At 68.2% G+C, this 11909-nt stretch carries 8 protein-coding genes and 2 pseudogenes; 5 read left to right on the top strand and 5 right to left on the bottom strand.

The window, feature by feature from the left end:
* The 3 genes and pseudogenes from moxR1 to ON39_RS18920 form a co-directional block, all read right to left on the bottom strand.
* Positions 1 to 684, bottom strand: a pseudogene (moxR1, locus tag ON39_RS18910) (chaperone MoxR1); the annotation flags it as partial.
* A 138-nt stretch (positions 685 to 822) separates the two neighbouring features.
* Positions 823 to 2238, bottom strand: coding sequence for an NlpC/P60 family protein (locus tag ON39_RS18915; RefSeq protein WP_040736141.1), 1416 nt, complete (start codon positions 2236 to 2238; stop codon positions 823 to 825).
* A 264-nt stretch (positions 2239 to 2502) separates the two neighbouring features.
* Positions 2503 to 3075: an Rv1476 family membrane protein gene (locus tag ON39_RS18920; protein WP_040736160.1), complete on the bottom strand. Its 573-nt coding sequence runs from the start codon at positions 3073 to 3075 to the stop codon at positions 2503 to 2505.
* A gap of 321 nt (positions 3076 to 3396) precedes the next feature.
* Here ON39_RS18920 and ON39_RS18925 point away from each other — a divergent pair.
* A pseudogene (locus tag ON39_RS18925) lies at positions 3397 to 6215 on the top strand (aconitate hydratase).
* Positions 6216 to 6302: 87 nt separating this feature from the next.
* Complete coding sequence (locus ON39_RS18930) at positions 6303 to 6869, top strand: TetR/AcrR family transcriptional regulator (RefSeq protein ID WP_040736145.1); 567 nt, start codon at positions 6303 to 6305, stop codon at positions 6867 to 6869.
* Between the two features lie 32 nt (positions 6870 to 6901).
* Here the strand turns inward: ON39_RS18930 and ON39_RS18935 are convergent, their stop codons facing one another.
* Entirely contained in the window at positions 6902 to 7696 is a 795-nt protein-coding gene (locus ON39_RS18935) for a hypothetical protein (protein ID WP_040736147.1), read from the bottom strand.
* A 294-nt stretch (positions 7697 to 7990) separates the two neighbouring features.
* Positions 7991 to 8500 (bottom strand): MarR family winged helix-turn-helix transcriptional regulator, encoded by a 510-nt coding sequence (locus ON39_RS18940; RefSeq protein ID WP_040736149.1) that lies wholly within the window; start codon positions 8498 to 8500, stop codon positions 7991 to 7993.
* Between the two features lie 248 nt (positions 8501 to 8748).
* Between ON39_RS18940 and ON39_RS18945 the strand changes: the two genes are divergently transcribed.
* The 3 genes from ON39_RS18945 to ON39_RS18960 all read left to right on the top strand — a co-directional run bounded on the left by ON39_RS18945 (position 8749) and on the right by ON39_RS18960 (position 11054).
* The gene (locus tag ON39_RS18945) at positions 8749 to 9162 is read left to right on the top strand and encodes a cupin domain-containing protein (protein ID WP_211336429.1); all 414 of its coding nucleotides are present in this window, start codon (positions 8749 to 8751) and stop codon (positions 9160 to 9162) included.
* 435 nt (positions 9163 to 9597) lie between these two features.
* Positions 9598 to 10080 (top strand): hypothetical protein, encoded by a 483-nt coding sequence (locus ON39_RS18955; protein ID WP_040736154.1) that lies wholly within the window; start codon positions 9598 to 9600, stop codon positions 10078 to 10080.
* Positions 10081 to 10091: 11 nt separating this feature from the next.
* Positions 10092 to 11054 (top strand): MvdC/MvdD family ATP grasp protein, encoded by a 963-nt coding sequence (locus tag ON39_RS18960; protein ID WP_040736156.1) that lies wholly within the window; start codon positions 10092 to 10094, stop codon positions 11052 to 11054.
* Positions 11055 to 11909: the final 855 nt, after the last annotated feature.

The following is an 11909-nucleotide window of genomic DNA, read 5'->3' on the forward strand; positions in this document are numbered from 1 at the left end:
GACCTCCTCCGGCGCGAGGATGCGCGTCGCCTCCGGCGGGGTGACACCCATCCGGTAGATGATCTCGCGCTCCTCCTCCACCGAGGGGTAGTCGACGACGACCTTGAACAGGAAGCGGTCGCGCTGCGCCTCGGGCAGCGGGTACACGCCCTCGCTCTCGATCGGGTTCTGCGTCGCCATCACCAGGAACGGATTCGGCATCGGGTAAGTCTTGCCGCCGATCGAGACGTGCCGCTCGGCCATCACCTCGAGCAGCGCCGACTGCACCTTGGCGGGCGCGCGGTTGATCTCGTCGGCGAGCACGAAGTTCGCGACGACCGGGCCGAGCTCGGTGTCGAACTCCTCGCGGCCCTGCCGGTAGATCCGGGTGCCGATGAGGTCGGTGGGCACCAGGTCCGGGGTGAACTGCACCCGGGAGAACGAGCCGCCGACCACCTTGGCGAAGGTCTCGACGGCGAGCGTCTTGGCGATGCCGGGCACGCCTTCGAGGAGCACGTGACCTCGGGCGAGCACGCCGACGAGCAGCCGCTCGACCAGCCGATCCTGGCCGACGATTACCCGCTTGACCTCATAGATCGCCTTCTCCAGGATCTGGACGTCACGCTCCAGGGTGCCGGGCGTGGACGCAGGCGCATCTTTCGCCAAATTCGCCCCGCTCACACCATCTGTCGAAGTCACCAACATCCCCGCTTTCGCCTCGGTCCTGTGCGTGCTGCCACAACTATTCCAGGTAATGGCCGTATGTGCCGCAACCGGACCCGACATGAAGGGAATTCGAAGCTTTCGGCTGTCCCGGTCCGTGCTTTTCGCGGCCCGGCGACGTCAGTCGACGATCCGCACGGCGTAGGGCATGATGCCACCCTCGCGCACCGCCGTCACCCGGACCACGTCGCCCGACTCGGGCGCCTCGATCATCTGCCCGTCGCCGAGGTACAGCGCGACGTGCTCGCTGCCGCCCGGGCCCCAGAACAGCATGTCGCCGCGGACGCGCTGGGCCACCGGCACGCGGGTGCCCGCGTTGTACTGGTAGCCGCTGTAATGCGGTAGGGCGACGCCGATTCCGGCGAAGGCGTAGATCATCAGGCCGGAGCAGTCGAAGCCGACCTTGTTGTAGTCGCCGTAACTGTCGGCGACGCCGCCGTCGTGGATGCCGAGCGTCGGGCCGTCCTCGTCTCCCCCGCCCCACGCGTAGACGACGCCGAGCTGCGACATCGCCCGGTCGACCACCGTCTCGATCGCCGCGGCGCCGTTGATGGAGGGCAGGTTCGGCCGCGGGGTGGTGCGCCGCGGCGGCGCCGAACTCTCCAGCTGGGTATGCGGGCGCTTGCCCGCGCCGAGCTGACCGGCCCGCCCCTGCGCGTTCTGATCGGCGGCCGCGCGGGACGCCGCTGCCGCCGCCGCGGCGCGCACCGCGGCCTCCTCGGCCTTTCGCTGCTGATCCCAGTTCAGATATGCATCGCGCTGACCCTGTAGGCCCGCGACGTTTTGTCGCGCGAAGTCCAAGCGCCCCTGCGCATCCCGGCGCTGCCGCTGGAGGTTGTCGCGCTGCACGGTCTGCTGGTCGAGCGCGGCCTTGGCGGCGGCGACCGCGTGCTCGGCGTCGAGTTTCGCCTGTTCCGCGGCGGCCGCGGCCGCGTCGGCGGCGGACTTCGCTTGGCGCGCACTGGAATTCTTGTTGCCCTGCTCGATCTGGGCGCGGCGTAGGCCGTCGAGCACCTGGCGCTGACTCTTCGAGACCAGCGACAACAGCTGGGCTTGGTCCAGCGCGGCGGCGGGCGTGGAGGCGGCCAGGTAGACGACCATCGATTCCGCGGCGGGGCGCGTGTAGGCCTGCACGGCGAACTGGTCGAAGTTGCGCCGGGCGGAGTCGACTCGCGTTCCCGCGTCGGCCAATTCGCGCTGGGTGTCGAGCACGACGGCGGCGGCCGCGTCGGCGGCGTCGCGCGCGTTCTGTAGATCGACGAGGGCCTTGTTGACCTCCTCGCGCTTGCGCGCCACCTCGCCGTCGAGCTGCTGCAACTGCTGGTCGGCCGCCGCGACCTCGTTGATGAGCGCGCCGACCTCGGTCACGCCGGCGTCGACTTGCGCTCCGGCGTCGGCGATCTGGCCGTCGCTCGGGTTCGGCGGCGGAGGCGGCACGGCGACGGCGGGCCCGGCCAGGACTACGGCGACCGACACCAGCAACCCGAGAGCGATCGACAGCGGGCGCCGATAGGCGGTCTCGCCGTTGTTGCGCATCGCACCTCCCAAGGACCCGACTTCGGCAACGCCCCGTCCGCGCCGACCCGACCTACCTGCACCGAGGTCGGAAATCAGCCGCGACGACACTTCTTCCCCATCGGTAACTACACGACCGTACGACACTTCCGTCACCAAAGGAACTCCAGTAACAGAATGACAGGCGCGTAATTTTGCCTTTGCCTGGAATTAGCCGGATGCGGCAGAGGTTTCCGAGCGGTAGAACATACCGGTCGTCAGGAAAAGTAGCTGCTTCGCAGCCAGCTATGCGGTGGAAGCCCGATCGCTGTCCGAATCCGAAACACTCACCGGCGCGGCGGGTTCGGCGCGCCGACGCGACTTGACGAAGTAGAGCCCGACCACGGCCGCCGCGGTGCCCGCGAGCAACACCCCGGCGATGGTCGTCCACGAGACGACCTCCGGCTGCTCCAGCTTGTCCACGAAGTGCCGCGCCGCCTCGACCGAGTGCCCGCCGTTGAACTTCGCCTTGTCCTCGGCCCACTCCAGCCGGACCCGGGAGACGGAGTCGCTGTAGGTGCCGACCCAATCGTCGGCCAGCACGAGGACGGTGCCGTGCTGCGTCTGGCCGACCTCGGTGGCCAGGTCGCGCAGGCTTTCATAACCCTGATTGCCGGGCACGACCACGATGTTGAGCGCGATTCCGTGCTCGCGCGCGTCGGCGGCGATGGCCGCCAGCTCGGTCTGATCCTTGCCGTCCACCGTGGCGACGTGGTTGTCGGCGAGGTCGGCGTTGATGGTGGTGACGGTGTCCTCGGTGACGTTCGGCGGGAGTTCGGCGGCCATGGGGGTGAAAACCGAGGTGTGCGAGACGGTCATCTTCCATCCGGTCTGTCGAGCCGCATCGGCATCCGAAGCGACGTGCATCCAACACTGCTTGGTGAGCACAACGCCACCAGGCTGGCTCCGAATGCACAGTACGCGACCGAGAGTCGCACGACGCGCAGACGGCACGCGACGCGCCCCCGCGGCCGCCGTCGCCCGCCCAGGGCGACCGGCCCCGTGCGCTTCACAGGACAAGCGTACTGTTAAGGTCGTAGCGCGAGGAACCGGCGCACCAGAGCGCCGGAGCACCTGCAAAGACTCGGTCACCGGCACAGCCCCGCCGGCGGCCAACCCTCACAGACGAGTGGAGCTGACGTGACGACAAGTATCGATACTTTCGGCGCCAAGGGCACCCTCGAGGTCGGAAGCAACTCCTACGAGATCTTCCGCCTCTCCGCCGTGCCCGGCACCCAGAAACTTCCCTACGCACTCAAGGTCCTCGCGGAGAACCTGCTCCGCACCGAGGACGGCGCGAACATCACCGCCGACCACATCCGCGCCATCGCGGACTGGGATCCCTCGGCCGAGCCGAGCATCGAGATCCAGTTCACCCCGGCCCGCGTGATCATGCAGGACTTCACCGGCGTGCCCTGCATCGTCGACCTCGCCACCATGCGCGAGGCCGTCGAGACCCTCGGCGGCGACCCGAACAAGGTCAACCCGCTCGCCCCCGCCGAGATGGTCATCGACCACTCCGTCATCATCGACGTGTTCGGCCGCGCGGACGCGCTGGAGCGCAACGTCGACATCGAGTACTCCCGCAACCGCGAGCGCTACCAGTTCCTGCGTTGGGGCCAGGGCGCGTTCGACGACTTCAAGGTCGTCCCCCCGGGCACCGGCATCGTGCACCAGGTCAACATCGAGCACCTGGCCCGCACCGTCATGGTCCGCAACGGTCAGGCCTACCCCGACACCTGTGTCGGCACCGACTCGCACACCACCATGGTCAACGGCCTCGGCGTATTGGGCTGGGGCGTCGGCGGTATCGAGGCCGAGGCGGCCATGCTCGGCCAGCCCGTCTCGATGCTGATCCCGCGCGTCGTCGGCTTCAAGCTCACCGGCGAGATCAAGGCCGGCGTCACCGCCACCGACGTGGTGCTCACCGTCACCGACATGCTGCGCAAGCACGGCGTCGTCGGCAAGTTCGTCGAGTTCTACGGCAAGGGCGTGGCCGAGGTCCCGCTCGCCAACCGCGCCACCCTGGGCAATATGAGCCCCGAGTTCGGCTCCACCGCCGCGATCTTCCCGATCGACGAGGTGACCATCGACTACCTGCGCCTGACCGGCCGTAGCGACGACCAGCTCGCGCTGGTCGAGGCCTATGCCAAGGAACAGGGCATGTGGCACGACCCCGAGCACGAGCCGGTGTACTCGGAGTACATGGAGCTCGACCTCGGCGACGTGGTGCCCTCCATCGCGGGCCCGAAGCGTCCGCAGGACCGAATCCTGTTGTCGGACTCCAAGACCGCGTTCCGCAAGGACATCCACAACTACACCAACGACGCGGAGACCGGCCCCGCCGCCGAGACCCCGCACACCCAGCTGGACGAGGCCGTCGAGGAGTCCTTCCCGGCCAGCGATCCGGCCGTGCTGTCCTTCGCCGACGACGGCGCCGAGTTCGTGCCGTCCGCGGCCAACGGCGCGGTGGGCCGCCCGAGCAAGCCGGTCAAGGTCTCCTCCGAGGAGTACGGCGACTTCGTGCTCGACCACGGCGCGGTGGTGGTCGCCTCGATCACCTCCTGCACCAACACCTCCAACCCGTCGGTCATGCTCGGCGCCGCGCTGCTCGCCCGCAACGCCGTCGAGAAGGGCCTGACCTCCAAGCCGTGGGTGAAGACCTCCATGGCGCCGGGTTCGCAGGTCGTCAACGACTACTACGACAAGGCCGGCCTGTGGCCCTACCTGGAGAAGCTCGGCTTCTTCCTGGTCGGCTACGGCTGCGCCACCTGCATCGGCAACACCGGCCCGCTGCCGGAGGCCGTGTCCAAGGCGATCAACGACAACGACCTCTCGGTCACCGCGGTGCTCTCGGGCAACCGCAACTTCGAGGGCCGCATCTCTCCCGACGTGAAGATGAACTACCTGGCCTCGCCGCCGCTGGTCATCGCCTACGCGCTCGCCGGAACGATGGACTTCGACTTCGAGACCGACCCGCTCGGCCAGGACGCCGACGGCAACGACGTCTTCCTCAAGGACATCTGGCCGTCCTCGAAGGAGATCGAGGCGACCATCGCCAGCGCGATCAGCCAGGACATGTTCGTCAAGTCCTACGCCGACGTGTTCAAGGGCGACGAGCGCTGGCGCGGGCTGGAGACCCCCGAGGGCAAGACCTTCGCCTGGGATCCGCAGTCCACCTACGTGCGCAAGCCCCGTACTTCGAGGGCATGCCGCAGCAGCCGGAGCCGGTCTCCGACATCAAGGGCGCGCGCGTGCTCGCGCTGCTGGGCGACTCGGTCACCACCGACCACATCTCCCCGGCGGGCAACATCAAGCCGGGCACCCCGGCCGCGCAGTACCTCGAGTCCAACGGCGTCGAGCGCAAGGACTACAACTCCTACGGCTCGCGCCGCGGTAACCACGAGGTGATGATCCGCGGCACCTTCGCCAACATCCGGCTGCGCAACCAGCTGCTCGACGACGTCTCGGGCGGATACACCCGCGACTTCACCCAGGACGGCGGCCCGCAGGCCTTCATCTACGACGCCTCGCAGAACTACCAGGCCGCGGGCATCCCGCTGGTCGTGCTGGGCGGCAAGGAGTACGGCTCGGGTTCCTCGCGTGACTGGGCCGCCAAGGGCACCTCGCTGCTCGGCGTGAAGGCCGTCATCACCGAGTCCTTCGAGCGCATCCACCGCTCGAACCTCATCGGCATGGGCGTCATCCCGCTGCAGTTCCCGGCCGGCGAGTCGGCCGCGTCGCTGAAGCTGGACGGCACCGAGACCTTCGACATCGAGGGCATCACCAAGCTGAACGAGGGCACGACGCCGAAGACGCTGAAGGTCACCGCCACCAAGGAGAACGGTGAGAAGGTCACCTTCGACGCGGTGGTCCGGATCGACACCCCCGGTGAGGCCGACTACTACCGCAACGGCGGCATCCTGCAGTACGTGCTGCGCAACATGATTCGCGGCTGAACACGTACACGCCGTTGATCTGGGGTCCGCGCACCGCGCTTCGCGGTGCGCGGACTTCGCACACCTCTTGGAGGAGCACCGCCCGCTATGCCCAAAGTCAGTGACGATCACCTCGCCGCCCGGCGCAGCCAGATTCTGGACGGTGCGCGGCGCTGCTTTGCCGAGTACGGGTACGAGGGGGCGACGGTGCGCAGGCTGGAGGAGGAGATCGGCCTCTCGCGCGGCGCGATCTTCCATCATTTCCGCGACAAGGACGCGCTGTTCTTCGCCCTCGCGCAGGAGGACGCGGAGCGGATGGCCGACGTCGCGGCCAACCAGGGCATCGTCGGGGTGATGCGCGACATGCTCGCGCACCCCGAGCAATTCAATTGGCTCGGAACACGTTTGGAGATCGCCCGGCGGTTGCGCACCGACCCCGAGTTCCGGGCGGGCTGGACCCAGCGCTCGGCGGAGCTGACCGCGGCGACGCTGGCCCGGCTGGAGCGCCGCAAGGCCGCCGGCGCGTTGCGCGACGACGTGCCCACCGATGTTCTGCTCGGTTACCTCGATCTCGTGCTCGACGGGCTCATCGCGCGCATCGCCTCCGGGCATACGAACGAAAACCTCACGGCGGTATTGGATCTCGTGGAGGCGTCGGTTCGCCGCCGAGATTGAGCCCAGGCGCCCTCGGCTGACGCCGGTATCGGTCAGAACGTGTTGTTGATGTACTCGGCGGCGTCGGTGGTCCACAGGTGGTTCGTACCCGGCATGTTGTGGCCGGAGTACAGGACGTGCTGGCCGTCGGGCCACGGCGTGAGGTACCCGATGACGCCGCGGACGGCCGTCGCGTAGCGCTCCAGGTTCGAGACCGGATCCCGCATCAACCACTCGAGCAGCTCGGCGAAGATCATCGGGCCGAGGTTGCCGATGCGCGCGCCCTCGAGGAACGAGAACGGCGAGATGCCGATGTCGATCAACCGGAGCGGGGAGTCCGCGGGCGACGAGGTGATGATGTCGCCGGGGTTGGCGTACTCGCGCACGGCGACCTCGGCGGGCCACGTACAGCGCTGCCCGTGAATGCCGAAGGTCGACGGCGGGCACAGATTGCGCACCGATTCCCCGGCTTTGCGCATCGGGTTCGCGATGTTCACCGCGAACGCGATCTCGAGCGGCGACCCGTCCGTGTTCTTGTACTTGCCCGCGTGCACTCCCTCCAGTATCTGGCTCGCGCAGATGCCGCCGTGCGAATAACTCAGCACCCCACAGACATTCGGCGAATCCTGGATCGCCTTGACGCCCTTCTCGACGCCGATCCGCACCGAGGTGTCCAGCGACGGCCCCCACAGCTCCGGCACGGGGCCGATGGCAGCGGGCCAATTCGGTTCGAAGGACGAGAACCGTTCGGGATCGAGCAGCCGCGTGACGTCGTGCAGCATGCCCATCGGCGTACCGTTCGAGTTCCGCGGCTCGCCGGTGCCGCGGAAGGTGATGATGTCGATCATCGTTCGCTCCTAGCGCACCACTCCGAGAAATTCGGCGTGTCACCCCACGGTAGGCCCGTTGACCGGCGCGAATGCGGGTAACGACGCACCCAGTTCGCGTGCCGGACTGGGGAGGTCCGATCGGAGTTCTAGCGGCCCCGATCGGAGTCCCGACGGTCGCCTACGCCCTGTCTCCAAGTCCGGCCGGATGCATGCGGTGGCTGGATCGTCGGCAAGGCGGAGGACCGAATTTCTATCGGCGGCGACGACGTGGCCGGGCGACGATCCAGCCACCGGACGGACTGTGGAAGCTGCCTATTCCCCCGGCTCCAGGCTGGCGAGCAGCGCGCGGGCGATGCGGTCGAGTTCGCGGCGGTCGGTCGCGGAAAGCGCGGAGAGCATGCGGGTTTCGTTCTCCGCGTGCGCGGTGACGACCCGGTCGATGAGCGTGCGGCCGTCGTCGGTCAGCGCGACCCGCACGGCGCGGCGGTCGTCCGGGTCGGCGACCCGCCGGACCAGCCCGCCCGACTCCAGCCGATCCAGCCGCCCGGTCATGCCCGCCCGCGACAGCATCAGCGTGTCGGCCAGTACAGACGGATTGAGCTCGTACGGCTCCCCCGAGCGACGCAGGGCCGCGAGCACGTCGAACTCGCCGCGTTGCAATCCGTGTGCGGTGAACACCGACTCGACCACCCGCTGACCCACGATGAGCAGCCGCGCCAGGCGACCGAGGATCGCCATGGCCTCGAGTTCGAGATCGGGTCGCTCGCGCCGCCACTGGCCGATGATCACGTCGACCGGATCGTCGGTGACGAAGGTTCCCACGGCGGCGTCGCGACTCGGCGACCGATCTGAGCGCGGAGCGTCCCGCGACTCACCCATGGGCTTGCGAAATCAGTTGCGTCTCGACCATGGACAGGATTCTATTCGCCGATATATAGTTCTGTACCGAATTATTAATCAACGAACTACCTGGAGACCCGATGAGCACCCTCACCCCGCGCATGGACGTCGCGATCCGTCAGGCGCAGGACGCCGAGACCCTCGGCACCGACACGGTCACCATGCGACTGATGCTCGACGCCGCCGACACCGACGGCGCGCTGAGCACGCTCGAGGTCACCATGAGCCGGGGCGCGGACGGCGCGTCGCCGCACTACCACACCACCTCCGACGAGCTGTTCTACGTCGCCGACGGCGAGTTGCAGCTGCTGGCCGGCGACCGGATCGTCACCGTCGGCGCGGGCGGCTCGATCGTGGTGCCGAAGTTCATGCCGCACGCCTTCGGCGCCACGCCGGACAGTTCGGCGCGCGTCATGATCGCGCTCATGCCCGGCGTGCAGCGCTTCGAGTACTTCCGGCTGCTCGATCGCATCGCCAAGGGCGAGTCGACGCTGGCCGAGCTCGCGAGCGCGCAGGAGGAGTTCGACAACCACTTCGTCGACGCGCCGAACTGGTGGGCCGCGCGCAATGCCAATCGCCGGTGAAATTTCCGCGCGGGAACGGGGCAGGGCGACGGCGATCCGCAAACTCGACGGAACCGCCGTCGCCGGGATATCGGCGGCCACCGGCCTATTCGATCGCCCCGCGCGTCGGCCCGTCGCCGCGGCGGGCGAATATCTCGCGACGCCGCGCGAGCCCTCGGACCTGCCCGCTCGTTGAATCGGTAAGTGCGGATGCACAGCCGCCAACCTTGGGCAATACAGGGTTCAACTTTACCGACCAGAAGTAGCTATGTAGTTGCTTGCCGGGTGTCCGTAGAGTACCGAAAATCTTTCGGCGCTAGCGCATCCCGCCGTCCGATCCGGTTTGCCACCGGCCGTGAAATCTTCCGATCCGGACCGTTCCGCCGCTGCGGCGCGTTATGATCCAGTTCACGCTCGGGGGTCGTGGCAAATCGCGAGCAGATCGGAGAAACAGTGATGACCGACGCACTCCGCCTCCCTGGGACCGCGCCGAAGAGTGACCGTGTCCCGCCGCTGCAGGGTTTGCTGATAGCGGAGTCGGAACGAGATATCAGCGTGCGCGTCGCCGAGGGGACGTGGACCTTCCGTCGGTCCGATGTGTTGCGCGTGCTGGATTCGCCGGTGCCCGACGCACTCTCGTGCGTGTCCGACGCGGCCCGGCCCCAGGACGGCCGCCCGGTGCTGGTGGACATCCGCGCGGGCGCCACCGCCGATTTCACCCGCCGCCTGCGCATCGACCTGGTCGACCGGCCGATGACGCTCACCGAGACGCCGTCCGCGGCGCACGGCGACGAGCAGCTGCGTGAGCTCACCGAGAGCTGGGCCGACCGCCTGCAACTCGCCGATCTCACCGGCGCGCACGGCGCCACCTTCACCTACTGCCAGACCAAGTCGCACGCGACCAGCGACGACGGCATCAACTGCGACAGTCTCGACTGAGCGGTGCACGCATGACGGCACGCCGGGCGAGCTCGGTCCTCATAGTGTCGGAATCCGACGATCTACACGCCACCGCGATGGCGGCGACGCTGCGGGAACATCACGCGCTCAACGTGATTCAGCTCGACCTGCGCGACTTTCCGCGCGAGTCGGGCAGTTTCCGGCTGGATCGGCTCGGCACCGCACGCTCCCTCTCGCACGTGATCGGCCTCGACGACGTGCGCTCGGTCTGGTGGCGCCGCCCGCACCCCTGCCAGGTGCCGGGCGGTGTGCGCGCCGCCGACGACGACTTCCGCCAGGCCGAGTGCGACAGCTTCATCCAGGGCATGCTCTGGTCCATTCCGGCCAACTGGATCAACGATCCCGGCGCCGACCGCATGGCGGCCCGCAAGATCGTGCAGCTCGAGACCGCGCTGCGGGCCGGTTTCGCGGTGCCCGAGACCCTGATCACCAACGATCCGGACGAGGCCCGCAGCTTCGCCGAATCCCGGCCCGGCCCAGTCGTTTACAAACGCACCGGCACCAGCCGCGCCGAGTTCGCGGAGACCAGGATCATCACCGAGGCCGATTACGGCAAGCTGGCCGGCATCCGCTCCGCGCCGACCACCTTCCAGGACTACGTCGACGCCGAGTGCGACCTGCGCGTGGTCTGGGTCGACGGCGTCGAATGGACCGTACGCATCGACTCTCAAGCGGGCGTCGGCCGAGTCGACTCCCGCCTGGACACCTCCGTCGATTTCGTCCCGGAACATCTCCCCGCCTCGGTAAGCAAGTCCCTCGCCACCCTCATGGGCGCCCTAGGACTCTCCTTCGGCGTCTTGGACATTCGCCTAGGCCTGGACGGCGAGTACTACTTCCTAGAGGTCAACCCCCAAGGCCAGTTCGCCTACCTGGAAATCAAAACCGGCCTCCCCATCTTCCGCAGCCTAGCCAACCTCCTCGTAGACGGCGACGGCTCAGTCCTCGACCGCTGACCGCCGGATCCCCCTGCCCCGCAGCGCCTTCGCCACCGCCTCGCCTGGTCTCTGGGCAGCAGACCCACAGAGCCCGCACACGGCTCACAGGGTATGCAGCCCCTGTGAACCGTGTGGACGGTTTGTGATCGAGGTGGGACCGTACTGCCGCCGCGGGCATCCCCGCACGGGCCATCGTCTCGACGGGTAGACGCTTCTTCGAGCATCACCTCGCAAGCACCGCCGCAATGTGCAGCATGCACCTACACGCCAGCGACCGCGAGGCGTCGGCGTACCAGGCACCGCCGCGCCGAGCAATGCCACACCGTGTACCAGCCACCCCCTCGCCACCGCCCAAGATACGAGAAGGCGCTGAGCGCAGACCATTTACGAACTGGCGCCGACTGCCGCACCAGCCACCAATCGCCACCGCGCCAGTGCCGCCGCAATGCGCATGCACCCACCACCGCCTCGGCCGCCAGCGGCTCCTCATGCCTTGCTGAACCAGCCACCGCCACGCCGAGCAGCGCCGCACCGGCCACCGCCTCGTCACCACGTCGGCAGCCACTAGCGCACCGGCGACTGCCGGTCGGCGGCATACCGGCACCGCCGCGACTACCGTTGCCGCGGCGGCGAGATCGAGCGTGGCAAGTTCGGCCGCGAACGGAAACTATTGCCACACCCCGGCATTGATCCCCTCGAGCCGAGCCTGCTCATGTCCGGCGGCCAGAAGCGAGCACCGAGCCCGACGCGACGAACTCGCCGACGCATGGCATCGCTGTCCACAGCCGACCGCACCGCCCACCGCCCAGCTGCCACCGTCCCGGACCATCGCTTCCCCCGGCACTCGGACTACCCGGCGATCGCTTCCCCGGC

The sequence above is a fragment of the Nocardia tenerifensis NBRC 101015 genome (assembly GCF_000308715.1).
GTDB lineage: Bacteria > Actinomycetota > Actinomycetes > Mycobacteriales > Mycobacteriaceae > Nocardia > Nocardia tenerifensis.

Coding starts and splice junctions, on each gene's coding strand:
- ON39_RS18930 (WP_040736145.1), top strand. CDS start 6,303: ATGCCCAAAGTCAGTGACGATCACCTCGCCGCCCGGCGCAGCCAGATT.
- ON39_RS18945 (WP_211336429.1), top strand. CDS start 8,749: ATGCTCGACGCCGCCGACACCGACGGCGCGCTGAGCACGCTCGAGGTC.
- ON39_RS18920 (WP_040736160.1), bottom strand. CDS start 3,075: ATGACCGTCTCGCACACCTCGGTTTTCACCCCCATGGCCGCCGAACTC.
- ON39_RS18960 (WP_040736156.1), top strand. CDS start 10,092: ATGACGGCACGCCGGGCGAGCTCGGTCCTCATAGTGTCGGAATCCGAC.
- ON39_RS18915 (WP_040736141.1), bottom strand. CDS start 2,238: ATGCGCAACAACGGCGAGACCGCCTATCGGCGCCCGCTGTCGATCGCT.
- ON39_RS18955 (WP_040736154.1), top strand. CDS start 9,598: ATGACCGACGCACTCCGCCTCCCTGGGACCGCGCCGAAGAGTGACCGT.
- ON39_RS18935 (WP_040736147.1), bottom strand. CDS start 7,696: ATGATCGACATCATCACCTTCCGCGGCACCGGCGAGCCGCGGAACTCG.